21 protein-coding genes are annotated in these 23,205 nt (G+C 60.8%); 16 read left to right on the top strand and 5 right to left on the bottom strand.

Annotated elements, in window-relative coordinates; genetic code table 11:
* Positions 1–134 precede the first annotated feature (134 nt).
* The 6 genes from tilS to ispD all read left to right on the top strand — a co-directional run bounded on the left by tilS (position 135) and on the right by ispD (position 6,813).
* A complete protein-coding gene (gene tilS / locus ACW9I6_RS18630; protein ID WP_457339644.1) occupies positions 135–1,454 on the top strand; it encodes a tRNA lysidine(34) synthetase TilS in 1,320 nt (439 codons plus the stop codon).
* A gap of 273 nt (positions 1,455–1,727) precedes the next feature.
* Positions 1,728–3,359, top strand: coding sequence for a CTP synthase (locus ACW9I6_RS18625; protein ID WP_003219298.1), 1,632 nt, complete (start codon positions 1,728–1,730; stop codon positions 3,357–3,359).
* A gap of 5 nt (positions 3,360–3,364) precedes the next feature.
* Complete coding sequence (gene kdsA / locus ACW9I6_RS18620) at positions 3,365–4,210, top strand: 3-deoxy-8-phosphooctulonate synthase (RefSeq protein ID WP_003219295.1); 846 nt, start codon at positions 3,365–3,367, stop codon at positions 4,208–4,210.
* A gap of 156 nt (positions 4,211–4,366) precedes the next feature.
* Positions 4,367–5,656 carry a phosphopyruvate hydratase gene (gene eno / locus ACW9I6_RS18615; RefSeq protein WP_003219294.1) on the top strand — a complete coding sequence of 430 codons (1,290 nt, stop codon included), beginning with the start codon at positions 4,367–4,369 and terminating at the stop codon, positions 5,654–5,656.
* Positions 5,657–5,827: 171 nt separating this feature from the next.
* Positions 5,828–6,106, top strand: a complete 279-nt coding sequence (gene ftsB / locus ACW9I6_RS18610; protein WP_003219292.1) for a cell division protein FtsB — start codon at positions 5,828–5,830, stop codon at positions 6,104–6,106.
* Positions 6,103–6,813 (top strand): 2-C-methyl-D-erythritol 4-phosphate cytidylyltransferase, encoded by a 711-nt coding sequence (gene ispD / locus ACW9I6_RS18605; protein ID WP_003219291.1) that lies wholly within the window; start codon positions 6,103–6,105, stop codon positions 6,811–6,813. Before ftsB ends, ispD begins: the two co-directional genes overlap by 4 nt.
* Before the next feature lie 3 nt (positions 6,814–6,816).
* Here the strand turns inward: ispD and ACW9I6_RS18600 are convergent, their stop codons facing one another.
* A complete protein-coding gene (locus ACW9I6_RS18600; RefSeq protein ID WP_457339643.1) occupies positions 6,817–9,855 on the bottom strand; it encodes a dermonecrotic toxin domain-containing protein in 3,039 nt (1,012 codons plus the stop codon).
* Positions 9,856–9,924: 69 nt separating this feature from the next.
* Complete coding sequence (locus tag ACW9I6_RS18595) at positions 9,925–10,821, bottom strand: LysR substrate-binding domain-containing protein (RefSeq protein WP_003219287.1); 897 nt, start codon at positions 10,819–10,821, stop codon at positions 9,925–9,927.
* Positions 10,822–10,930: 109 nt separating this feature from the next.
* On the opposite strand from ACW9I6_RS18595, the gene ACW9I6_RS18590 reads away from it, so the two are divergent.
* The 8 genes from ACW9I6_RS18590 to rpoS all read left to right on the top strand — a co-directional run bounded on the left by ACW9I6_RS18590 (position 10,931) and on the right by rpoS (position 18,051).
* The gene (locus tag ACW9I6_RS18590; protein ID WP_008432216.1) at positions 10,931–12,043 is read left to right on the top strand and encodes an S-(hydroxymethyl)glutathione dehydrogenase/class III alcohol dehydrogenase; all 1,113 of its coding nucleotides are present in this window, start codon (positions 10,931–10,933) and stop codon (positions 12,041–12,043) included.
* Positions 12,044–12,051: 8 nt separating this feature from the next.
* The gene (fghA, locus tag ACW9I6_RS18585) at positions 12,052–12,897 is read left to right on the top strand and encodes an S-formylglutathione hydrolase (protein WP_003219284.1); all 846 of its coding nucleotides are present in this window, start codon (positions 12,052–12,054) and stop codon (positions 12,895–12,897) included.
* A gap of 54 nt (positions 12,898–12,951) precedes the next feature.
* Entirely contained in the window at positions 12,952–13,425 is a 474-nt protein-coding gene (gene ispF, locus ACW9I6_RS18580; protein ID WP_003219282.1) for a 2-C-methyl-D-erythritol 2,4-cyclodiphosphate synthase, read from the top strand.
* Positions 13,422–14,480, top strand: a complete 1,059-nt coding sequence (gene truD / locus ACW9I6_RS18575; RefSeq protein WP_003219280.1) for a tRNA pseudouridine(13) synthase TruD — start codon at positions 13,422–13,424, stop codon at positions 14,478–14,480. Before ispF ends, truD begins: the two co-directional genes overlap by 4 nt.
* Positions 14,468–15,217 carry a 5'/3'-nucleotidase SurE gene (surE, locus tag ACW9I6_RS18570; protein ID WP_003219278.1) on the top strand — a complete coding sequence of 250 codons (750 nt, stop codon included), beginning with the start codon at positions 14,468–14,470 and terminating at the stop codon, positions 15,215–15,217. Before truD ends, surE begins: the two co-directional genes overlap by 13 nt.
* Positions 15,218–15,258: 41 nt before the next feature.
* A complete protein-coding gene (locus tag ACW9I6_RS18565; RefSeq protein WP_010176736.1) occupies positions 15,259–15,894 on the top strand; it encodes a protein-L-isoaspartate(D-aspartate) O-methyltransferase in 636 nt (211 codons plus the stop codon).
* Positions 15,895–16,104: 210 nt separating this feature from the next.
* Complete coding sequence (locus tag ACW9I6_RS18560; protein ID WP_032898924.1) at positions 16,105–16,941, top strand: peptidoglycan DD-metalloendopeptidase family protein; 837 nt, start codon at positions 16,105–16,107, stop codon at positions 16,939–16,941.
* A 105-nt stretch (positions 16,942–17,046) separates the two neighbouring features.
* Positions 17,047–18,051 carry an RNA polymerase sigma factor RpoS gene (rpoS, locus tag ACW9I6_RS18555; protein WP_003219274.1) on the top strand — a complete coding sequence of 335 codons (1,005 nt, stop codon included), beginning with the start codon at positions 17,047–17,049 and terminating at the stop codon, positions 18,049–18,051.
* A 364-nt stretch (positions 18,052–18,415) separates the two neighbouring features.
* Here the strand turns inward: rpoS and ACW9I6_RS18550 are convergent, their stop codons facing one another.
* Positions 18,416–18,625 (bottom strand): cold-shock protein, encoded by a 210-nt coding sequence (locus tag ACW9I6_RS18550; RefSeq protein ID WP_002554837.1) that lies wholly within the window; start codon positions 18,623–18,625, stop codon positions 18,416–18,418.
* Between the two features lie 378 nt (positions 18,626–19,003).
* Here ACW9I6_RS18550 and dcd point away from each other — a divergent pair, with 378 nt between their 5' ends.
* Positions 19,004–19,570, top strand: a complete 567-nt coding sequence (dcd, locus tag ACW9I6_RS18545; RefSeq protein WP_003219273.1) for a dCTP deaminase — start codon at positions 19,004–19,006, stop codon at positions 19,568–19,570.
* Positions 19,571–19,677: 107 nt separating this feature from the next.
* The gene (locus ACW9I6_RS18540; RefSeq protein ID WP_003219272.1) at positions 19,678–19,881 is read left to right on the top strand and encodes a hypothetical protein; all 204 of its coding nucleotides are present in this window, start codon (positions 19,678–19,680) and stop codon (positions 19,879–19,881) included.
* A gap of 31 nt (positions 19,882–19,912) precedes the next feature.
* Here ACW9I6_RS18540 and pdeM read toward each other — a convergent pair whose 3' ends face one another.
* Both pdeM and ACW9I6_RS18530 read right to left on the bottom strand, forming a co-directional pair.
* Positions 19,913–20,569, bottom strand: a complete 657-nt coding sequence (gene pdeM / locus ACW9I6_RS18535) for a ligase-associated DNA damage response endonuclease PdeM (protein ID WP_003219271.1) — start codon at positions 20,567–20,569, stop codon at positions 19,913–19,915.
* Positions 20,569–23,046, bottom strand: a complete 2,478-nt coding sequence (locus ACW9I6_RS18530; protein WP_457339642.1) for a ligase-associated DNA damage response DEXH box helicase — start codon at positions 23,044–23,046, stop codon at positions 20,569–20,571. Before ACW9I6_RS18530 ends, pdeM begins: the two co-directional genes overlap by 1 nt.
* Positions 23,047–23,205: the final 159 nt, after the last annotated feature.

The raw sequence follows: 23,205 nt of genomic DNA, 5'->3' as shown, positions 1-23,205 counted from the left end.
GGGTTGGTTGGGGAGGGTGGGGGTTGGTTAGGTGTGTTTGGCGACGGACACCCGCCATCCGCGAACACCCCCGCTCCCACATTTGCTTTGTGTATGCTGGGTTATCGCATTCCAGATTGATGGCGTACTTTGCTATGAAGCCCACGTTAACCGCCAAGCTCCTGCAAGCCGTCGCGCCCTGGCGCAACGCCCCGGCCTGGCATATCGCCTTCTCCGGCGGCCTCGACTCCACCGTCCTGCTGCACCTCCTGGCCACGCTGGCCAAAATCGACAAGCTCCCGCCACTCAGCGCTATCCATGTTCATCATGGGCTGCAAGCTGCGGCGGATGCGTGGCCGGCCCATTGCCAGTCCGTGTGCGACGCCTTGTGCGTGCCTTTGCGGGTGATCCGCGTGCAAGTGCAACAAGGTGCAAGCCTGGAGCGCGCGGCCCGTGACGCGCGGTATCAGGCGTTTGCCGAGGTCATCGGGGCGGGGGAGTTGCTGATCACGGGCCAGCACCGCGACGACCAGGCTGAAACCTTACTGTTTCGGCTGTTGCGTGGGGCTGGCGTGCGTGGCCTGGCGGCAATGCCCGCGCAGCGCCCTTTGGCAGATGGCTATCTGGTGCGACCCTTGCTGGATGTGTCTCGCGCCGAGCTTGAAGCCTACGCCCGTGAACATCAATTGACCTGGATCGAAGACCCGTCGAACGCTGATCCGCGTTTCTCCCGCAATTACCTGCGCCACCATGTTTTCCCGCAGTTGACCGAACGTTGGCCCCAGGCCGTCAGCACCATGGCCCGCAGCGCTGAACACTTGAGCGAAGCCCAGGGCTTGCTCGACGAACTGGCGCAGATGGACCTGCTGGCCGCCAGCCAGCACCCGGTGTTTCCCTGGCTGGCATTGCCTTCGCTGACCCTTGAACCGCTTGCCGCGCTCTCCGAGGCCCGCCAGCGCAACGCACTCATGCACTGGCTGACACCGCTGACACGCTTGCCCGACAGTGACCACTGGACCGGCTGGGCGACCTTGCGCGACGCCAAACACGATGCACAGCCACTGTGGCGCCTGGCCGACGGTCAATTGCACCGTTGTGGTGGACTTATCTGGTGGTTACCTGCCAGTTGGTCGGAATTTTCTGACGCATCGGTGAGCTGGCCGCACCCGCAAAACCCACTACAGTTACCCGGTAACGGCCAAGTGCGCTTCAGCGGCAGTGCACCCGAAGGCCCCCTGAGCATCCGTTATCGCCAGGGCGGTGAAATCATGGAATTGCCAGGCCGGGGCCGGCGCGACCTGAAGCGCTTGCTTAACGAAAGTGCGGTGCCAGGCTTCATCCGTGGCAGATTGCCGCTGCTGTATCAGGGCCAACAATTGCTGGCTGTGGCCAACCTGCCGGGGCTTGCGGCGGGTGGCGGTACCGGCTGGCAATTACATTGGGCGCCACCAACCTGCGATCAAGGTTTGAGCTGATAGAGCCTTTCCGGTAGACTACGCTCCCTTCTTGATACAACTTCTGTGGATTCGCCTGAATCGCAGCAGTTGCCGATTACCAAGCAGTCTTTGCTGGGCGATTCCAAAAAATGTGTAGCGATCAACGTACCGGTATTTCATTGCTGGTCTGTCACAACGCGGCGGTTTTTTTGAAAGGTGCACTGTGATTAATGCAGGTGATCGGGGGCTTCGGCCTTCCTTCGCTTTCCCCGGCGGCTCGGACCGCTTTAACGCAGACTTCTAGGGTTTTTCATGACGCGCTACATATTCGTCACGGGCGGTGTTGTTTCTTCATTGGGGAAAGGCATTGCCTCCGCTTCATTGGCGGCCATCCTGGAGGCGCGGGGACTTAAGGTCACCATGCTCAAGCTGGACCCGTACATCAACGTTGACCCGGGCACCATGAGCCCGTTCCAGCACGGTGAAGTGTTCGTCACCCACGACGGCGCCGAGACCGACCTGGACCTGGGCCACTACGAGCGGTTCATCCGCACGACCATGACCCAGAACAACAACTTCACCACCGGCCGTGTCTACGAGCACGTGCTGCGCAAGGAGCGCCGTGGTGACTACCTGGGTGCAACCATCCAGGTGATCCCGCACATCACCGACGAAATCAAGCGCCGCATCATCAAGGGTGCAGGCGATGCCGACGTGGCGATGGTCGAGATCGGTGGCACCGTGGGTGACATCGAATCCCAACCGTTCCTCGAAGCCATCCGCCAGTTGCGTTTCGAAGTCGGCGCCAAGCGCGCGATGCTGATGCACCTGACGCTGGTGCCGTACATCGCCACCGCCGGCGAAACCAAAACCAAGCCTACCCAGCACTCGGTCAAGGAACTGCGTTCCATCGGCCTGCAGCCGGACGTGCTGGTGTGCCGCTCCGACCACGCGATCGACATCGCGTCCCGTCGCAAGATCGCCCAGTTCACCAACGTTGAAGAACGTGCGGTAATCGCCCTGGAAGACGCCGACACCATCTACAAGATCCCGGGCATCCTGCATTCCCAGGGCCTGGATGATTTTGTCGTCGAGCGCTTCGGCCTGCAGTGTGGCGGCGCCGATCTGTCCGAGTGGGAAGCCGTGGTCGACGCCAAGCTCAACCCTGAGCATGAAGTCACCATCGCCATGGTCGGCAAGTACATGGAACTGCTGGACGCCTACAAGTCGCTGATCGAAGCGATGAGCCACGCGGGCATCAGCAACCGTACCAAGGTCAACCTGCGCTACATCGACTCCGAAGACATCGAGAACCAGGGCACCGCGTTGCTGGAAGGCGTTGACGCCATCCTGGTTCCGGGCGGCTTCGGTCTGCGTGGCGTGGAAGGCAAGATCACTGCCGTCCAGTACGCTCGTGAGAACAAGGTGCCGTACCTGGGTATCTGCCTGGGCATGCAAGTGGCGGTCATCGAGTTCGCCCGTAACGTAATGGGCTGGAAAGACGCCAACTCCACCGAGTTCGATCGCACCAGCGGCCATCCGGTCGTGGGCCTGATCACCGAGTGGGAAGATGCCACCGGCGCCGTCGAAACCCGTACCGAAGCCTCCGACCTGGGCGGCACCATGCGCCTCGGCGCGCAGGATTGCCTGCTGGAGCCGGGGTCCTTGGTTCACGATTGCTACGGCAAGGACGTGATTGTCGAGCGTCACCGTCACCGCTACGAAGTGAACAACAACCTGCTGCCGAAAATCATGGAAGCCGGCCTGAAAATCTCCGGTCGTTCCGGTGATGGCGCGCTGGTTGAAGTGGTTGAAGCACCGGATCATCCATGGTTCGTGGCTTGCCAGTTCCACCCGGAGTTCACCTCGACCCCGCGCGACGGTCACCCGTTGTTCAGCGGCTTCGTTAAAGCAGCACTGACGCAACATCAGAAGAAGGCGTAAACCTGATGGCCCAGAAGATCATTCGCGTAGGCGACATCGAGATTGCCAACGACAAGCCCATGGTGCTGTTCGGCGGCATGAACGTGCTGGAAAGCCGCGACATGGCGATGCAGGTCTGTGAAGAGTACGTGAAGGTGACCGAGAAACTCGGTATCCCCTACGTGTTCAAGGCCAGCTTCGACAAGGCCAACCGTTCGTCCGTGACTTCCTACCGCGGCCCGGGCCTTGAAGAAGGCATGCGGATCTTCCAGGACATCAAGCAAGCCTTCGGCGTGCCGATCATCACCGACGTCCACGAGCCTGAGCAGGCAGCCGTGGTTGCCGAGGTGTGCGACATCATCCAGTTGCCGGCCTTCCTGTCGCGCCAGACCGACCTCGTGGTCGCGATGGCCAAGACCGGCGCTGTGATCAATATCAAGAAAGCCCAGTTCCTCGCGCCTCAGGAAATGAAACATATCCTGAACAAGTGCGTGGAAGCGGGTAACGACCAGTTGATCCTCTGCGAGCGTGGTTCGAGCTTCGGCTACAACAACCTCGTGGTGGACATGCTCGGTTTCGGCATCATGAAACAGTTCGAATACCCAGTGTTCTTCGACGTGACCCACGCGCTGCAAATGCCCGGTGGTCGCGCCGATTCCGCTGGCGGGCGCCGTGCCCAGGTACTGGACCTGGCCAAGGCCGGCATCAGCCAGTCCCTGGCAGGTTTGTTCCTGGAAGCCCACCCGGACCCGGACAACGCCAAGTGCGACGGCCCATGCGCCCTGCGCCTGGACAAGCTGGAGCCATTCCTGGCCCAGTTGAAGCAGTTGGACGACCTGGTCAAGAGTTTTCCGACGGTAGAGACCGCGTAAGCGCCATTTCTCCGGTAGACTTTCCCTCGCTTTACGCTCAGGCCCGCAGGCCTGAGCCTTGTCGCCTGCAAGCCTGCCCGTTGTTCCACCCTTGCGGTCGGTCAAAAGATTTCCTTCAGCTGCGTCGTTTTCGTCAACTTTGGAGTGTTTACAACAATGGCAAAAATCGTCGACATCAAAGGTCGTGAAGTTCTCGACTCCCGTGGCAACCCTACCGTCGAAGCCGACGTGCTTCTCGATAACGGCATCATCGGCAGCGCCTGCGCGCCGTCCGGTGCTTCCACAGGTTCCCGCGAAGCACTGGAACTGCGTGATGGCGACAAGAGCCGTTACCTGGGCAAGGGTGTACTCAAGGCGGTGGCCAACATCAATGGCCCGATCCGCGACCTGCTGCTGGGCAAGGATCCACTTGACCAGAAAGCCCTCGATCACGCGATGATCAAGCTCGACGGTACCGAAAACAAAGGCAGCCTGGGCGCCAACGCCATCCTCGCCGTGTCCCTGGCCGCTGCCAAGGCCGCTGCACAGGACCAGGACCTGCCGCTGTACGCCCACATCGCCAACCTGAACGGCACTCCGGGTGTCTACTCGATGCCGGTTCCGATGATGAACATCATCAACGGTGGCGAGCACGCTGATAACAACGTCGACATCCAGGAATTCATGGTGCAGCCGGTTGGCGCCAAGACCTTCTCCGAAGGCCTGCGCATGGGCACCGAGATTTTCCATCACCTCAAGGCTGTGCTGAAGGCCCGTGGCCTGAGCACTGCAGTGGGTGACGAAGGTGGTTTCGCGCCGAACCTGGCGTCCAACGAAGACGCACTGAAAGTGATCTCCGAAGCCGTGGCCAACGCTGGCTACAAGCTGGGCACCGACGTGACCCTGGCCCTGGACTGCGCGGCCAGCGAATTCTACGAAGACGGCAAGTACAACCTGTCCGGCGAAGGCCACGTGTTCACCTCGGAAGGTTTTGCTGACTACCTCAAGGGCCTGACCGAGCGCTACCCGATCATCTCGATCGAAGACGGCCTGGACGAGTCCGACTGGGCTGGCTGGAAAGTGTTGACCGACAAGATCGGCGAGAAGATCCAACTGGTGGGCGACGACCTGTTCGTGACCAACACCAAGATCCTGAAAGAAGGCATCGACAAAAAGATCGCCAACTCGATCCTGATCAAGTTCAACCAGATCGGCACCCTGACCGAAACCCTGGAAGCCATCCAGATGGCCAAGGCTGCGGGCTACACCGCCGTGATCTCCCACCGCTCCGGCGAAACCGAAGACTCGACCATTGCCGACCTGGCCGTGGGCACTTCGGCTGGGCAGATCAAGACCGGTTCCCTGTGCCGTTCCGATCGCGTTTCCAAGTACAACCAATTGCTGCGTATCGAAGAGCAACTGGGCGGCAAAGCCAAGTACAACGGTCGCAGCGAGTTTCGCGGCTGATTGTTAAATGGTAAAAGGTCAGCGGATTACGTCGGAAAAATCACGGCAGCGTGAATTTCGGCGCTAATCTCATGACTAACAAGCACAAGCCTGGTTTTTCCAGGCTTCGTGCTATCAGTTGCTGCAAAAGTTTTGCATGGCTGTCTTTTTTCACTGGATACCCGATATTCGATGCGCAGTCCCAATTGGTTGTTCCTCGTCTTGCTCTTGCTGCTGGCTGGCCTGCAGTACCGCCTTTGGGTGGGGAATGGCAGCTTGGCGCAGGTCACCGAACTGACCCAGCAAATTGCCGCACAGCACGCCGAAAACGAGGTGTTGCTGGAGCGCAATCGCGTGCTCGATGCCGAAGTACTTGAATTGAAAAAAGGCATGGAGACCGTTGAAGAGCGGGCTCGCCATGAGTTGGGCATGGTCAAGGAGGGCGAAACCCTCTACCAGTTGGCCCAATGAGCATTTCGTCACCGGCCTTCTGGGCCGTGATTCCTGCCGCGGGCGTGGGTGCCCGTATGGCCGCGGACCGTCCCAAGCAGTACTTGCAATTGGGTGGGCGCACTATTCTCGAACACAGCCTTGGCTGTTTCCTCGATCATCCGGGCCTCAAGGGGCTGGTGGTCAGCGTTGCGATGGATGACCCTTACTGGCCGACCCTGGCTTGCGCCACCGACCCACGCATTGTGCGCGTTGACGGCGGCGAAGAACGCTCGGGTTCGGTCCTCAATGCCTTGCTTTACCTGCACGGCCAGGGCGCCAGCGATGACGATTGGGTGCTGGTGCATGACGCCGCCCGGCCGAACCTCAGCCGCGATGACCTGGACAAGTTGCTCTTTGAACTGGCCGACGACAGCGTGGGTGGGCTGCTGGCCGTGCCGGCGCGGGACACCCTCAAGCGCGCCGACAAGCACGGGCGTGTGTTGGAAACGGTTGATCGCACGCCGATCTGGCAGGCCTACACCCCGCAGATGTTCCACCTTGGCGCGCTGCACCGGGCCTTGGCCGACAGCCTGGTCTCGGACGTGGTCATCACCGACGAAGCCTCGGCCATGGAATGGGCCGGGCATGCGCCTCGCCTGATCGAAGGCCGTTCCGACAACCTCAAGGTCACCCGCCCGGAAGACCTTGAATGGCTGCGCCAGCGTCGGACTTTCCAGTCTTCCTGACGCTCACACCGTCATCTGTTCAACCCCGGCCGGGGTCTTGAACTCATCCACCAGCGCCTGAATGCTGTCGAACGGTTTGCCGTCCACGGCCCAACCGGGCGCGCTGATGGCGTATCGGCTGCCCTGTTGATCGATCCTGAAATGGCGTACGTCGCCTCGCCGTGAACGGTAGTGAAGGTGTGCCGGTGTCGTGACGGTGGCCGGGGTCAGCATGAACTGGCCTGGCTTGGTCAGCAGCGTCTGTGGCGTCCTGGCCTGGGGCTGGGAGGGGCCGGGCGCCGGTTGCGCCGGGCGTTGCAAGCTGGCGCGGTCCACCCGCAGGACCAGGTTGGCCTTGACCGTTCCCTCACCCTTGCCGATGCCCAGGCTGGCGGTGCGTCCCGTGTCCACTTCGACGCCGAGGTGCCCGCCAGCCGCTGCATCCTCGATCCGCAGGCCGATGCTGCCGGTGAGTTCGGCGATCCCCGGAATCCCTTTGTAGGTATTGGTATGGCTGTCACCCACCAGTGCGACCCATTTTCCCGGGCGCGGCTTGGTGGTCTGGATCCATTGAATCACCTCGGTGGCGTAGAAGTTCATCATGCGCTGGCGCAAGTTGTCGGCGGTGTCGGGCAGGTCGCGCAGCATGTAGCTGACAGTGCAGTCGATCGGCTGGATTTTGATCCCGGCGTCACGGGCTGCGGTGACGATGTTGACGAACGAGTAGTGCCGGTCGCGCAACGGCGGGTAGATGTTGTTGAGGAAGCCCTTGAGTTCCTCGGGCATCACCGCGCTTCGGGTACGGTAGAACGCCTTGAGCAAGGGCATGTGTACATCCGTCAGCAGATGCTCGAAATAGAGGCGTTTGACCCCCTCGCTGGCCAACAGCGGCATGTTGTTGATCAGGAACGCCTTGCTCGACAGGGCTCCATGGCTTTCGCCGATCACCAGGCCGTCGCTGGCGTGCAGCAATTTTTGAATGATGGTCGGCTGCGATTCATTCAGGCTGAGCCTTGGAAGCACCGGCCGCATCGGTGAAAACGACAAGTTGGCAAAGAATATCGTGGCATCTTCAGACAGCTTGGTTCTTTTCTCGAAAAACAACTTGCGGGTGTCTTTCACCGGCTGGGCACCGCTGCCCACGGGTTCAAGGTTTTCCGAAAACGAACTGGTGTCGGTGAGCATCTCCGAAACGGTCTCGCGTGCGGGGGGTGGCATCTCGTAGGCACTGTAGAACGTCGAGTGTTGCGGGCCGCCGAACAGCGTGTAGACCCTTTGCCAGGCATTGCGAAATGCGCCTCCGCCGGCCAGCCCGGCCGTGCGCCACTTCAGGTCGGCGCTCTGGATGGCATACAGGCCGGTGGATTGCAGCGTGTTTGGCGCGTTGGGAGCCATTACGAACAGTTCGAAGAAGCCTGATTCATTGGGGGTCTTGTAGGTCAGGTACAGGTCGCCGTGAATCCGGATGGTCTGCAGGCCGCCGGGAGTCATCCGTGGGCTCAGGGTGCGCGTCTCGGTGTTGGCCGCCATGGAGGTTTCGTTGATGGCGCTGACGCTGATCCGGCCCGCATCCTGGCGTACTGCCGGGCCCAGGGTGGGGCGCAGGCTTTCGAGGCCCTTGAGCCCCTTGGACACGCCATGGGCGACCACCGGCAGCGCGTTAAGGGCGCCGAATACAATGCGCTCCTTCGCGTGGGGTTTGCCGCGCAGCAGGTCGTCGGCACCCACCACCATTTCAGTCGCGCCGGAGGTCAGGAAGCAAAATTCCGCCAGTAGTGCGTTGCCCATGGCCAGTGCCACGGGAACCGCCAGGATGCAGGCTTTTTCCAGGGCATCCAGGGTGTCGGCCTTGAGCGTATCCAGGGGCGAAATAAAGCTTCGCGCCGCTACTTTTGCAAGGCGTACCCTGATCTGCCGGGCGATGAACTCAAACGGGTTACTGCCCAGTGCCGGATACATCGGGTTATTGATGTACTGCTCGGGATCCCAGTAGTTATCGGCCCGCAGGCTGTTGAACAAACCCGGGGAGGTTGCCGGCTTCGGAAACACCGCCATCCCCACCAGTGCCTCCTCCACGCCGCTGTAGATCAGGCCGGAGTCGATGGCGTCCTCGTCGAAGTGTTGGGTCAGCGCCTTGCGTTGAGTGGCGTCCCTTGCCGTTTCCACCAGCCAACTGCGCATGTCTGCCGGGTTATTGAACCCATGGAAGGGCGAGGAGTTGCCCGGGATATAGAGCAGGGTCACCTGGCTTTGGTTATCGGTGATGGTCAGGATGTCGGTGGATTCGCTGTTGTGAACGCGCAATAGCCGCAGGGACAGGTTTGGGTCGAGGCGATAGGGCTCCTGGAAATCCTCCAGGGTGAGGTTGTCGTGGTTCTTGTCCATGGCGATTCCCGCCGCCCGTGCCGCCAGCTGTCTCTCTGCCACGGTCAGGGTGAACTCATGGAACTGTTCCAGATAGGCTTTGGTGAACGCGATGCGCATCAGGGTGTTGTAGTTTTCCCGGTGGCTGCTCCAGAACTTGCCGATCGCCTCGTCGTAGGTTTGTTCGAAATGGCTTGAGTTAACGATGTGCCTGAAGGTTTTTGGTGAAATCTGCAGCTGCGTGCTCGGGTCGTAAACCTGGGGCTGGCTTTGCAGATACAGCGCCTCATAACGCCTTGGCGGGATCCAGCCCGAGACGATGAACTCTTCGTTGAACATTGCCGGAATCCGGTTATCCATCAAGCGCGGCAGCTCGCTGACAATATTGAAATAAGGTGCAGTGGTGGAAAACCCGGTGGTATTGAGCATGCCGCCCGGGGGCTGGGGCGCATTGCAGATCATGGCCTCGGTCAGCGACATCGACTGGATCACCACGGCGGTGAAGGCCGCATTGGGATTGTCGGTGTTGTATTCGAGGGTGGCGAGGAGGGTGGTATCCGGGTCGAACTCGACCTGGCTGAGGGGCTGTACCCGCTCGCGGATCAACTGGGCGGCGATTTGCGAAGGTACGGGGAAATCCGCCAGGACCTTGCGAACGAAATGACTGATGCGCTGGAGTTGCGGGCCGTTGGTTATCATGGAGGTGCCTGGTTACGCAGTAAAAAAGGCTATTTACCGGCACTCAGGCGCTGCATGGGCGGTAGCTGTCTATCGCAGGTAGACGGGATGGTTGCCCAGGCCCTCCTTGAGAAAGTCCACCAGTTTTCGCACCTTGGGCGAAAGGTGGCGTTGTTGCGGGTACAGCGCCCAAACCGCGGTGTTGGGCGGTTGATGGGCTTCGAGTAACGACACCAGTGCGCCGCTGTGCAAATGCTCCAGCACGTAATAGTCCGGCAACTGGCAAAGACCGACACCTTGCAGGGCCGCATCCAGCACCGCTTGCCCGCTGTTGCAGCGCCAGTTTCCCTGTACCCGCTGGGAAAATTCGCGCCCGTCCTGGGCCAGTTGCCAAATATCCGAGCTGCCGATCAGGCAGTTATGCCGGCTTAACTCCGACAAGCTATGTGGCCGCCCGTACCTGGCCAGGTAGGACGGTGACGCGCACAGGTACATACGCCGCGGTGCGAGGCGGCTGGCAACCATGCGCGAATCCGCCAGGCGCCCGAGGCGAATCGCCAGGTCCAGGCCTTCGTGCACCAGGTCCAGCTGGCGGTTGGTCAATTCCACGTCCACGCGCAATTGCGGATAAAGCGCCATGAACCGCGTCACCAGCGGCACGATAAAACGCTCGCCGTAAGCCACTGCGCAGGTCATGCGCAACATTCCCTTGGGCTCGCTGGCCAGGTCGCCCACGGCGCGCAAGGCTTCTTCGCGACCGTCCTGCAATCGCTGGCAATGTTGCAGGAAGGTCTGGCCGGCTTCGGTCAATGTCACCTTGCGCGTGCTGCGATACAGCAAGCGTGTTTGCAGGCGCTCTTCCAGTCGCGCGACCTGGCGGCTGATATGGGACGACGACACGCCCAGGCGCTCGGCGGCCGCGGTGAATTGGCTGCATTCGGCCACGGCGACAAACTCGTCGATGCCCTCCCAGCGGTTTTCCAGCATGCTGATTGTCCCTGTGCGGCAATAATGTTTTGCTTTTGTCTGGATTATTAATCAGATGAGCATGTTTTACACTGCCGGCCTTACGTTTTTAACCCGATGGAGAAACCGGATGATCAAGTCCCGCGCGGCCGTAGCCTTCGAAGCCAAGAAACCCCTCGAGATCGTTGAAGTGGATGTGGCCATGCCCAAGGCGGGCGAGGTGCTGTTGCGGGTGGTGGCGTCCGGTGTGTGCCATACCGATGCCTACACCCTGTCGGGCGCGGACCCGGAAGGCATTTTCCCGTCGATCCTCGGCCACGAAGGCGGCGCCGTGGTTGAAGCCATCGGCGAAGGCGTGACCTCGGTGGCGGTGGGCGACCACGTGATCCCGCTGTACACCCCGGAATGCGGCAAGTGCAAATTCTGCCTGTCGGGCAAGACCAACCTCTGCCAGGCGATTCGCGCCACCCAGGGCAAAGGCCTGATGCCAGATGGCACCTCGCGCTTTTCCTACAAGGGCCAGCCGATTTTCCACTACATGGGCACTTCGACCTTCTCCGAATACACCGTGCTGCCGGAAATCTCCGTAGCGAAGATTCCCAAAGAAGCGCCGCTGGAAAAAGTCTGCCTGCTGGGCTGTGGCGTCACCACCGGTATCGGTGCAGTGATCAACACCGCCAAGGTCAAGCCAGGCGACACCGTGGCCATCTTCGGCCTGGGCGGCATCGGCCTGTCGGCGGTGATCGGCGCGGTGAAAGCCAAGGCCGGCCGCATCATTGCCATCGACATCAACCCGGCCAAGTTTGAAATCGCCAGGCAGCTGGGTGCCACCGACTGCATCAACCCGAAAGACTACGACCGCCCGATCCAGGACGTGATCGTCGATTTGACCGACGGCGGCGTCGACTTTTCCTTCGAGTGCATCGGCAATGTCCAACTGATGCGTGCGGCCCTTGAGTGCTGCCACAAAGGTTGGGGCGAGTCGGTGATCATCGGTGTGGCCGGTGCCGGCCAGGAAATCGCGACCCGTCCGTTCCAACTGGTCACCGGCCGCGTCTGGCGCGGTTCGGCGTTCGGCGGCGTGCGCGGTCGCAGCGAGTTGCCAAGCTATGTGGAAATGGCCCAGGCCGGTGAAATCCCGCTGGATACGTTCATCACCCACACCATGGGCCTGGAAGATATCAACAAGGCGTTTGACCTGATGCATGAAGGCAAGAGCATCCGCACCGTCATTCACTTCTGAGGTCGGCCATGAGTCTGGAAAACCTGTCGTGCCAGAAAAGCTTCGGCGGCTGGCATAAACGCTACAAGCATCATTCCGACGTGCTGGGTTGCGACATGACCTTCGCCGTGTACCTGCCACCGCAAGCGGAGCAGGGCGGAAAATTGCCGGTGCTGTACTGGCTATCGGGCCTGACCTGCACCGATGAGAACTTCATGCAGAAGGCCGGCGCGCAACGCATGGCAGCCGAGCTGGGGTTGATCATTGTTGCGCCGGACACCAGCCCGCGCGGCCCCGGTGTGCCGGGTGATCCGGACAACGCCTGGGACTTTGGCCTGGGCGCCGGTTTCTACCTGAACGCCACCCAGGAGCCCTGGGCCCAGCACTATCGGATGCATGACTACGTGGTGCAGGAGTTGCCGGCATTGGTCGAGGCGCATTTCCCGGCGTCGGCCAAACGCGGGATCAGCGGCCACTCCATGGGCGGCCATGGTGCGCTGGTGTGTGCCTTGCGCAACCCGGGGCGTTATCAGTCGGTGTCGGCGTTCTCGCCGATCAACAACCCGATGGATTGCCCGTGGGGCCAGAAGGCATTCTCCCGCTACCTCGGCGAAGAGCGCTCGAAATGGCGCGAATGGGATGCCTGCGTGTTGATCAGCGAAGCCTCGGAAAAGCTGCCATTGCTGGTGGACCAGGGCGACCGCGACGATTTCCTCGCGGTGCAGCTCAAGCCTGAAGCGTTGCAACAAGCGGCCAGGGCGGCGAACCATCCGCTGGAGCTGCGCCTGCAACCGGGCTATGACCACAGCTACTTCTTTATCGCCAGCTTCATCGAAGACCACTTACGCCATCACGCGCGCGCTTTGCTCGGTTAATGTGAGGCAAAAGTAGGTAGAATCACGCCCTGAATTAAATCGGGGCGTTTTTTTATGCGTATTGGCCACGGCTATGATGTGCACCGTTTCGCCGAAGGCGATTTCATCACCCTGGGCGGCGTGCGGATCGCGCACCACCACGGGTTGCTGGCTCATTCCGACGGCGACGTGGTGCTGCATGCCTTGAGCGATGCCTTGCTCGGCGCAGCCGCGTTGGGCGACATCGGCAAGCACTTTCCGGACACCGACCCGACCTTCAAGGGCGCGGACAGTCGTGTGCTGTTGCGTCACGTGGTCGGCTTGATCCATGCCAAGGGCTGGAAGGTCGGCAACGTCGACAACACCATCGTCGCCCAGGCGCCCAAGATGGCCCCGCATATCGAAACGATGCGCGCGCTGATTGCCGCGGATCTTCAAGTTGAGTTGGATCAAGTGAACGTAAAAGCCACCACCACCGAAAAGCTCGGGTTTACCGGTCGCGAAGAGGGCATTGCCGTGCACTCCGTTGCCTTGTTGCTGCGCGCATGAATGATCTGCAACTGCTGGGCCCGCGTGCCTATGGCGAGGCCTTGGGCAGCGCTGTTCTGAAGGCCACCGCTGAAGACTTCCAGGTGGATGAAGTGCTGGATATCCCGCTGACCGGCGAGGGTGAACACCTGTGGTTGTGGGTGGAAAAGCGCGGCCTGAATACCGAAGAGGCGGCGCGGCGGATTGCCAAGGCGGCGGGCGTGCCGTTGCGTACCGTCAGCTACGCCGGGCTCAAGGACCGCCAGGCGCTGACACGCCAGTGGTTCAGCGTGCAGTTGCCGGGCAAGGCGGACCCGGACCTGAGCGCGGCTGAAAACGACACCCTGAAGATCCTCAAGACCGGCCGTCACAAGCGCAAGCTGCAGCGCGGCGCGCATTCGGCCAACGGCTTTACCTTGCGCCTGACCCAGTTTGCCGGGGATGCGGCGGCCATCGACGCCCGCCTGCAACTGATCGCCAGGCAAGGCATTCCCAACTATTTCGGCGCCCAGCGTTTCGGCCATAACGGCGGCAACGTCGTCGATGCCCGTGACTGGGCGGCGCGCAAGGCCTTGCCGGAGCAGCGCAATGTGCGTTCGCGCCTGCTCTCGACGGCCCGCAGCTTCCTGTTCAATAAAGTGCTGGCGGCGCGGGTGGCCGACGGTTCCTGGCAGCGCGCCCAGGTCGGTGACTTGCTGGCGTTTACCGACAGCCGCAGCTTTTTCCCGGCGGGGGAGGCTGAATGCAGCGACCCGCGCCTGGCAATCCTCGACCTGCATCCCACCGGCCCGCAGTGGGGCGAAGGTGATTCGCCGGCGGCGGGGGCAACCTTTGCGCTGGAACAGGCGATTGCCGACGGTGAAGCCGAACTGCGGGATTGGCTGGTGAATGCCGGCATGAGCCAGGAACGTCGCATTCTTCGACTGCCCATTGGCGGGTTGACGTGGCATTATCCCGAACCTGACATTCTGCAATTGGAATTCGTCCTGCCGGCTGGATGCTTCGCCACTGTCTTGGTGCGCGAGCTTGTAGATCTGGTGCCGGTGGGGCAGACGGACAGCCCATGCGTATTCTGATATCTAACGACGACGGGGTCACTGCACCCGGCCTTGCCGCGCTTCATGCTGCGCTGGCGGATTACGCCGAGTGCGTGGTGGTTGCCCCGGACCAGGACAAAAGCGGCGCCAGCAGCTCGCTGACGCTCGACCGTCCGTTGCATACACAGACGTTGCCCAACGGCTTTATCAGCGTGAATGGCACGCCGACCGACTGCGTGCACCTGGCGATCAACAGCCTGCTGGACCGCGAGCCGGACCTGGTGGTTTCCGGGATCAACCTGGGCGCCAACCTGGGTGACGACGTGCTGTATTCCGGTACGGTGGCGGCAGCCCTTGAAGGGCGCTTCCTCGGTCGGACCTCGTTCGCTTTTTCGTTTGCGTCCCGTCAATTGGACAACCTGGCGACTGCGGCGTATTTCGCCCGCAAGCTGGTGGAGGCCCATGACACCCTGGTCCTGCCGCCGCGCACGGTGCTCAACGTCAATATTCCCAATCTGCCCCTGGACCACATTCGCGGTATCCAGCTGACCCGCCTCGGCCACCGTGCCCGTGCGGCAGCGCCGCTGAAGGTGGTCGACCCGCGTGGCAGGGAAGGGTACTGGATTGCCGCTGCCGGCGATGCCGAGGACGGTGGCGAGGGCACGGACTTTCATGCGGTGATGCAAGGTTATGTCTCGATTACCCCGTTGCAACTCGATCGCACCTTCAGTGATGCCTTCAGTAGCCTCGATGGCTGGCTGGAGGGGCTGCGCTGATGGCTCGTGAACAAGACGACCTGCTGCGCCGGGGCATCGGGATGACCTCCCAGCGCACCCGCGAGCGATTGATCCAGCGCCTGTATGAAGAAGGGCTGTCCAATGCCCAGGTGCTGGAAGTCATCCGGCGTACCCCGCGGCATCTGTTTGTCGATGAAGCCCTGGCGCACCGCGCCTATGAAGACACAGCCTTGCCCATCGGCCACAACCAGACCATCTCCCAGCCCTATATGGTGGCGCGGATGAGTGAGTTGCTGCTGGCGGCGGGCCCGCTGGACAAGGTGCTGGAAATCGGCACCGGCTCCGGCTACCAGACGGCCGTGTTGTCGCAGCTGGTGGAGCGGGTGTTTTCTGTGGAGCGCATCAAGGTGTTGCAAGACCGGGCCAAGGAACGCCTGGTGGAGTTGAACCTGCGCAACGTGGTGTTCCGTTGGGGTGATGGCTGGGAAGGCTGGCCGGCACTGGCGCCATACAACGGCATTATCGTCACCGCGGTGGCGACCGACGTGCCCCAGGCCTTGCTCGATCAACTGGCTCCCGGCGGGCGCCTGGTGATTCCGGTGGGCTCCGGCGAAGTGCAACAATTAATGTTGATCATTCGCGAGGAAGAGGGCTTTTCCCGGCATGTGCTCGGCGCCGTGCGTTTTGTCCCGCTGCTCAACGGTCCGCTGGCCTGATCAATTATTCCTGCGTACTGAATTCTATTGCCGGGTATGTGTCTTACAGCGGGGTCTGTTGAGTCCACATCATCAGCCGTCGGAGTTAAACATGATGAAATTTTCTTTAGAGTCGTGTTTCCAGTAAAAACCCAACGGCCAGTTATACTTGCGTCATATTTCAAGCCTGATACAGGCGTTCATAGTCAGCCACCACAAAGGGAGCGGCGGGTGAGTCTCACGGTCATTGCACAGCGTATGAGTCAAACAAGCTTTCAGCGACTGGTGATTGGCCTTGTCTTGAGTTCCTTGCTGGCGGCTTGTTCAAGCACGCCATCCGGTGGTGCGCGGGTGGTCGACCGCAATAACGCGGTACCGCAGAAACCTACCGTTACCACAGGCCAATACGTCGTGCGCAAGGGCGATACGATGTTCTCGATCGCCTTTCGTTATGGCTGGGATTACAAGGCGCTCGCCGCCCGTAACAACATCCCTGTGCCATACACGATACATCCAGGTCAGACCATTCGTTTCGATGGACGAACCGGTTCAACACCGACCGCGGTTGTCACAAACACGGCTTCTTCGCCGTCGTCTTCGAGCAAGACCACCATCATCACCCGGCCTGCAGGCACCGCCGCGCCTAGCGTTGCGAGCAAGCCGGCACCTGCGCCGATGCCGCCGGCGGGGCCCGCACCGACCGGCTGGGGATGGCCCTCAAATGGCATCCTTATTGGAAAATTCTCTTCAAACGGTAGTTTGAATAAAGGCATTGATATCGCCGGGGATTTGGGACAGCCTGTTTTAGCTGCGTCTGATGGGACAGTGGTGTACGCCGGGAGTGGTTTACGGGGCTACGGCGAGCTGGTCATCATCAAACACAGCGATACCTACGTCAGTGCCTACGGTCACAACCGCAGGCTGTTGGTTCGGGAGGGGCAGCAGGTCAAAGTCGGACAGACAATTGCCGAAATGGGGTCAACTGGTACAGACCGGGTGAAACTGCACTTTGAGATTCGCCGCCAAGGGAAGCCTGTTGATCCGCTGCAATTCCTTCCCCGTCGTTGATGTGTTGCACAGCCTGTTCCTCACGTAGTAGGAACAGGCTCCAGCGTTGCCAAGGATAAAGGCGTCGCTTGAGCTTGAGGTCGAACTCACCAAAGGACTATAACAATGGCTCTCAGTAAAGAAGCGCCGGAGTTTGACATCGACGATGAGGTTCTCCTTATGGAGACTGTCATCGATACGGAATCGATGTCGAATGAGGGACCTGCTGTACCTTCAGTTCGCACCAAATCCAAGAACTCCACCGCGTTAAAGCAACACAAGTACATTGATTACACACGGGCGCTCGACGCGACTCAGTTGTACCTCAATGAAATCGGCTTTTCCCCTCTGCTCACTCCCGAAGAAGAAGTCCATTTTGCGCGCTTGTCGCAAAAGGGCGATCCGGCTGGGCGCAAGCGCATGATTGAGAGCAACCTGCGACTGGTGGTGAAAATCGCCCGACGCTACGTCAATCGTGGGCTGTCCCTGTTGGACTTGATCGAGGAAGGCAATCTCGGCCTGATCCGGGCGGTGGAAAAGTTCGACCCTGAGCGGGGCTTCCGCTTTTCGACCTACGCCACCTGGTGGATTCGTCAGACCATCGAACGGGCGATCATGAATCAGACCCGTACGATCCGGTTGCCGATCCATGTGGTCAAGGAGCTCAACGTCTACCTGCGGGCGGCGCGTGAGCTGACACAGAAACTCGATCATGAACCTTCGCCTGAAGAAATCGCCAACCTGCTGGAAAAACCGGTGGGAGAGGTCAAGCGCATGCTCGGTCTCAATGAGCGAGTGTCTTCCGTCGATGTCTCGCTGGGTCCGGATTCGGATAAAACCCTGCTGGACACCCTGACCGATGATCGTCCTACGGACCCATGTGAGTTGCTGCAGGACGACGATCTGTCGCAAAGCATCGACCAGTGGCTTTCGGAGCTGACGGACAAACAGCGTGAGGTGGTGATTCGCCGCTTCGGGCTGCGCGGCCACGAAAGCAGCACCCTGGAAGATGTTGGCCTGGAGATTGGCTTGACCCGTGAGCGGGTGCGGCAGATCCAGGTCGAGGGCCTCAAGCGCTTGCGCGAGATCCTCGAGAAGAATGGCTTGTCGAGTGAGTCGTTGTTTCAATAAGCGACGCAGGATGAAATGTGGGAGCGGGCTTGTGTGGGAGCTGGCTTGCCTGCGATAGCATCACCTCGGTGCAACTGATAGATCGAGGTGATGCTATCGCGGGCAAGCCCGGCTCCCACATAGGTGGGCTCCCACATTTTTTTGTGCATGGAATTACATCGTGTGATTGGCAAATCCCGAGCACAAAAAAAGCCCCTCTTTGCTCGTTCCCACGCTCTGCGTGGGAATGCAGCCCAGGACGCTCCGCGTCCCAAAGCGTGATGCAGAGCGTCACAAGAGGCATTCCCACGCAGAGCGTAGGAACGAGCGGGCACAAAAAAGCCCCGCTTTTGAGGGCGGGGCTTTTCGACTAAATCAGTACAAGTTAGATAACTTGAACTTCTTCAGCTTGCATGCCTTTCTGACCGCGGGTAGCGATGAAAGAAACCTGTTGGCCTTCTTTCAGGCTTTTGAAGCCGTCGGATTGGATAGCTTTGAAGTGAACGAACAGGTCGTCACCGGATTGTGGGGTGATGAAGCCGAAGCCTTTTTCATCGTTGAACCACTTAACGGTACCAGTTTGGCGATTAGACATGGTGTATCTCCTTGGACAAAGTTAACTGCGACTCAGGAAAAGCCCTGGCCGAGACTGAGTGCAAAGAGCAGGAAAAATTCTTGGAGATGGTTGGATCGAAATTCAACATATCGTGTAGAGATTCTCAGTGACACAAGCAGCACAGTGGCGCCACCTTAACCCTTTTTCCGGAACGTGCCAATGGTATTTCCGAAGGTTTCTCTATTTTCGTGACTGGCGGCACCCTGATACCGCACCAACACCCCACAATTGAAGGTGCGCCCCGCCCAGCAGGGGCTGCGCGGCGCCAAGAAAAACAGCCGCCCCTTTGAACCACGGGGCCAGCCCCGGTAAGATGCCCAACAGAATTTTTTCACCTCGCTATTCAGGACACCCGCCATGAGCATCAAATCGGACAAGTGGATTCGCCGCATGGCGCAAGAGCACGGCATGATCGAGCCCTTCGTGGAGCGCCAGATGCGTGGCGAAGGCGCTGAGCGGCTGATCTCGTTCGGGGTTTCCAGCTACGGCTACGACGTACGCTGCGCCGATGAGTTCAAGGTGTTCACCAACATCAACTCGGCAACCGTCGATCCGAAAAACTTCGACGAAAAAAGCTTCGTCGACGTCAAGAGCGACGTCTGCATCATCCCGCCAAACTCCTTTGCCCTGGCGCGCACCGTCGAATTCTTCCGTATCCCGCGTAATGTCCTGACTATCTGCCTGGGCAAAAGCACCTACGCGCGCTGCGGCATCATCGTCAACGTGACGCCGCTGGAGCCGGAATGGGAAGGGCACGTCACCCTGGAGTTCTCCAACACCACCACCTTGCCGGCAAAAATCTACGCCAACGAAGGCGTGGCGCAGATGCTGTTCTTCGAATCCGACGAAGAGTGCGAAGTGTCCTATAAGGACCGTGGCGGCAAGTATCAGGGCCAGCGCGGCGTCACTCTCCCACGCACTTGATCGAATCGTCTTACAGGCTAAGGGAATTTGTCAGCGGGCATGCACTCTATTGGGTGTACTGCCCCGACGCGTGCACAACGCGCCGGGCCACGCTTGAGGAGTCCCCTATGAAGCTCGATCCGCGAATCAGCGCCGAACTCGCCCGGCTTGAACCCAACCAGATTGGTGTGATGGCCTGGTCCTTGATGGCCGATCCCGCCGCAGGCGGCATTCCCGGCCAGCCAGGTCCCGATGATCCCTGGCCCAACCAGCCTGAAGAGCCTGGCGAACCCACTCTCCCTGACGAACCGCCTCCCGCCCCTGTGGCCTGATTTCCTGCACGTGTCGCCAATGGTCAGTTGCTCAACGCACTGGCCATACTTCCTGGTCTCCGATCACGAAGATCCGGCTGCCTTCTTCCTGCGTCACTGAATAACCCCCGGTAAAAGCGCCGAACGCCGGTAGCAGGCTGACTTGGTTGCCGATCAGGAAGCACGGCAGGCGCAAGCTTTGCCGGCCCTTGCCCCGCAGGCGATACACCGGATGCACGTGCCCGGCCAGCACATGGTGGCTGGCATGGGCGTCGGGCTCGTGCTGCAAGGCAAACGGGCCCATCAGCAAGGGTTCGGTCACCACCTCAATATTCAGATCGCCAGGCGGGTCGCCAGCGCGTTTGTCGTGGTTGCCGCGAATCAGCGTGAGCGCCACGCCTGCATGACGCTCACGCCAGGCTCTCAGGGCGTTCAGGGTGCCGCTGGCGTGAGAGCCGGGGCCGTGGAGAAAGTCGCCGAGAAAGATCACCTGCGCGCCGGGGAAAGCCGCCAACAACCGGTCCAGGCGCTGCAGGTTGGCCGTCGTCGTGCCCTGTGGCACTGGCTGGCCCAGGCTGCGATAGGCCGACGCCTTGCCAAAATGCGCGTCGGCGATCAGCAGGCACTTTCTCGCAGGCCAGTACACCGCCTTGTCCGCGAGCAACCACAGCGCTTCTTCCGCCAGATGTATCGGGTAATGAGCGGGCATCAGGGCTTCCCGTTATCGGCGACTTTTTCCAGATCCTTGACCATCCGCGCAATCCGCTCCGAGAGTTTTTCCGAGCTCAGGCTTTCCCGAAAACGTTCCACCAGCAGCGGAAAGGCCAACGGCGTAGGCCGTTTGATGCGATGCAGGTCCAGCTTCAACCCAGACAGGTGGCGCAAGGTCTCTTCCAGGCGACGAATATCCAGCTCATCCCGCAGGACTTCTTCCCCGGCCTGGGTCAGCAGCAGGTTCTGCGGGTCATATTGCTTAAATACCTCAAAGAACAAACCGCTGGAAGCCTGGACCTGACGCGTACTTTTCGGCGCGCCCGGATAGCCTGCGAACACCAGCCCGGCGATCCGCGCGATCTCGCGAAAACGTCGCAGGGCCAGCTCACCGGCATTCAGGCTGGCTACCACGTCATCCAGCAGATGATCCGCGTTCAGCAGTTCGCCGCCCAATAACTCAGGCCAATCCACTTCGGTGGCACTCAGCAGTTCCAGCCCATAGTCATTGACCGCAATCGAGAACGTCACCGCCTGCCGCCGGCTGACGCGCCAGGCCAGCAGGCTCGCCAGCCCCAGATGCACCTGGCGCCCGGCAAACGGATACAGGAACAGATGCCAGCCTTCCCGTGACTTGAGGGCCTCGGCCAGCAAGTGATCGCGGGTCGGCAGTCCGGACCAGCGCAGTTGGGTTTCCAGCAAGGGTTGCACCGCTTGCATCTCCGGGCCGAGATAGTGACCGTGGGCAGCCGCATCAAAGCGCTCGACCACCGCCTGGGCCAGCTCGTTGGAAAGAGGCATGCGCCCGCCGTTCCAGCGTGGCACGGCAGCCTTTTTCGCGGTGCTGCGCTTCACATAAGCAGTCATGTTTTCCACCCGTACCAACTCCAGCAAGCGGCCGGCGAACAGGAAACCATCCCCTGGCTTCAGTCGTGCAATAAAGCCTTCCTCGACACTGCCCAGGGTCTTGCCACCGCCGCCTTTGCTCCAGAATTTCAGCTGGATGCTGGCGTCGCTGACGATCGTACCCACGCTCATGCGATGGCGCCGCGCCAGGCGTGCGTCGGGGACGCGCCAGATGCCGTGTTCGTCCGGCTCGACGCGGCGGTAATCCGGGTAGGCCGTCAGTGACAGGCCACCATGGCGCACGAAACCCAGGGCCCAGGCCCAATCTGCTGCGCTCAGGTCACGATAGGCCCACGCGGTGCGCACCTCCGCCAGCAGCTCATCCGGCACAAAGCCGCCGCCCAGCGCCATGCTCACCAGATGCTGCACCAGCACATCCAACGGCTTGTGAGGCGACTGGCGCGCTTCTATGCGCCGTTCAGCGATGGCGTCCTGCGCGGCAGCGGCTTCCACCATTTCCAGGCTGTGGGTTGGCACCAGCGTGACCCGCGACGGCCGGCCCGGTGCGTGGCCGGAGCGCCCTGCGCGCTGCATCAGCCGGGCTACGCCCTTGGCGGAGCCAATCTGCAGTACCCGTTCCACCGGCAGGAAATCTACCCCCAGGTCCAGGCTCGACGTACACACCACGGCCTTCAGTTGCCCCTCCTTCAGGGCTCGCTCCACCCAGTCCCGGGTTTCCCGGGACAGCGAGCCGTGGTGCAGGGCAATCACTCCGGCCCAGTCGGGGCGCGCGTCGAGCAGGGCCTGGTACCAGATTTCCGATTGTGCCCGTGTGTTGGTAAACACCAGGCAACTGCTGCTGGCATCAACTTCGGCCACCACTTGCGGGAGCATTTTCAGGCCGATATGGCCGGCCCACGGAAAGCGCTCGATAACCGGTGGCAACAGGGTGTCCACTCGCAACTGTTTGGTGGTTTGGCCTTGGACGTTGATCCCGCCGCCTTGTGGGATCAACACCTCCAACGCGTGGGCCTGATTACCCAGGGTTGCGGAAATGCCCCACACAATCAGCTCGGGTTGCCATTGCCGCAGGCGGGCGAGGGCCAGTTGCAATTGCACGCCGCGTTTGTTGCCGATCAGTTCGTGCCATTCGTCCACTATCACCATGCGCAGGTGCGACAGGCTGGGCTGGCTGTCGGCGCGGGCGAGCATCAGCGTGAGGCTTTCCGGGGTGGTGATCAGGGTGGTGGGCAGACGGCGGGTTTGGCGGGCGCGTTCGCTGCTGCTGGTGTCGCCGGTGCGCAGGCCGACGGTCCAGGGGATTTTCAGTGACTCGAGCGGGGCCTCAAGGGCGCGGGCGGTGTCGGCGGCCAGGGCGCGCATTGGGGTGATCCACAGGACGGCCAGCGGTTCCGCGGGGGCTTTGCGTTTGCGGGGCGTGGTTTCGGTGATGGCGAAGCGGTTGAGGGCGGCGAACCACAGGGCGTAGGTTTTCCCGGCGCCGGTGCTGGCGTGGAGCAGTCCCGACTGGCCTTCCTTGACTGCGTGCCATACGTCTTTTTGGAAGGTGAACGGTTTCCAGCCCTTGGCGGTGAACCAGTCTTTGGCGAAGTTGGGGGATTTGGCCATGCTTGGGGCTCTGGGGGGGTAATTCAGAGACCTGTGGGGTGGGGGAAAGGTTTAACTGCGATTTTTTTTGGGGGGGTGTATATCCGTTATTTAGGTAACGGCCGCCTATGGTTCCGCTCTTACAGCGGGTCACTTTTGGCAAACGCCCCAAAAGTAACC

The sequence above is a fragment of the Pseudomonas sp. SDO5522_S412 genome (assembly GCF_054071215.1).
The sequence above is the reverse complement of the archived record's forward strand: the minus strand, read 5'-3'. Positions and strand labels throughout refer to the sequence as shown.

Excerpts from the sequence above, each read along its gene's own strand:
- tilS (WP_457339644.1), top strand. The coding sequence starts at position 135 with ATGAAGCCCACGTTAACCGCCAAGCTCCTGCAAGCCGTCGCGCCCTGG.
- ACW9I6_RS18625 (WP_003219298.1), top strand. The coding sequence starts at position 1,728 with ATGACGCGCTACATATTCGTCACGGGCGGTGTTGTTTCTTCATTGGGG.
- kdsA (WP_003219295.1), top strand. The coding sequence starts at position 3,365 with ATGGCCCAGAAGATCATTCGCGTAGGCGACATCGAGATTGCCAACGAC.
- eno (WP_003219294.1), top strand. The coding sequence starts at position 4,367 with ATGGCAAAAATCGTCGACATCAAAGGTCGTGAAGTTCTCGACTCCCGT.
- ftsB (WP_003219292.1), top strand. The coding sequence starts at position 5,828 with ATGCGCAGTCCCAATTGGTTGTTCCTCGTCTTGCTCTTGCTGCTGGCT.
- ispD (WP_003219291.1), top strand. The coding sequence starts at position 6,103 with ATGAGCATTTCGTCACCGGCCTTCTGGGCCGTGATTCCTGCCGCGGGC.
- ACW9I6_RS18600 (WP_457339643.1), bottom strand. The coding sequence starts at position 9,855 with ATGATAACCAACGGCCCGCAACTCCAGCGCATCAGTCATTTCGTTCGC.
- ACW9I6_RS18595 (WP_003219287.1), bottom strand. The coding sequence starts at position 10,821 with ATGCTGGAAAACCGCTGGGAGGGCATCGACGAGTTTGTCGCCGTGGCC.
- ACW9I6_RS18590 (WP_008432216.1), top strand. The coding sequence starts at position 10,931 with ATGATCAAGTCCCGCGCGGCCGTAGCCTTCGAAGCCAAGAAACCCCTC.
- fghA (WP_003219284.1), top strand. The coding sequence starts at position 12,052 with ATGAGTCTGGAAAACCTGTCGTGCCAGAAAAGCTTCGGCGGCTGGCAT.
- ispF (WP_003219282.1), top strand. The coding sequence starts at position 12,952 with ATGCGTATTGGCCACGGCTATGATGTGCACCGTTTCGCCGAAGGCGAT.
- truD (WP_003219280.1), top strand. The coding sequence starts at position 13,422 with ATGAATGATCTGCAACTGCTGGGCCCGCGTGCCTATGGCGAGGCCTTG.
- surE (WP_003219278.1), top strand. The coding sequence starts at position 14,468 with ATGCGTATTCTGATATCTAACGACGACGGGGTCACTGCACCCGGCCTT.
- ACW9I6_RS18565 (WP_010176736.1), top strand. The coding sequence starts at position 15,259 with ATGACCTCCCAGCGCACCCGCGAGCGATTGATCCAGCGCCTGTATGAA.
- rpoS (WP_003219274.1), top strand. The coding sequence starts at position 17,047 with ATGGCTCTCAGTAAAGAAGCGCCGGAGTTTGACATCGACGATGAGGTT.
- ACW9I6_RS18550 (WP_002554837.1), bottom strand. The coding sequence starts at position 18,625 with ATGTCTAATCGCCAAACTGGTACCGTTAAGTGGTTCAACGATGAAAAA.
- dcd (WP_003219273.1), top strand. The coding sequence starts at position 19,004 with ATGAGCATCAAATCGGACAAGTGGATTCGCCGCATGGCGCAAGAGCAC.
- ACW9I6_RS18540 (WP_003219272.1), top strand. The coding sequence starts at position 19,678 with ATGAAGCTCGATCCGCGAATCAGCGCCGAACTCGCCCGGCTTGAACCC.
- pdeM (WP_003219271.1), bottom strand. The coding sequence starts at position 20,569 with ATGCCCGCTCATTACCCGATACATCTGGCGGAAGAAGCGCTGTGGTTG.
- ACW9I6_RS18530 (WP_457339642.1), bottom strand. The coding sequence starts at position 23,046 with ATGGCCAAATCCCCCAACTTCGCCAAAGACTGGTTCACCGCCAAGGGC.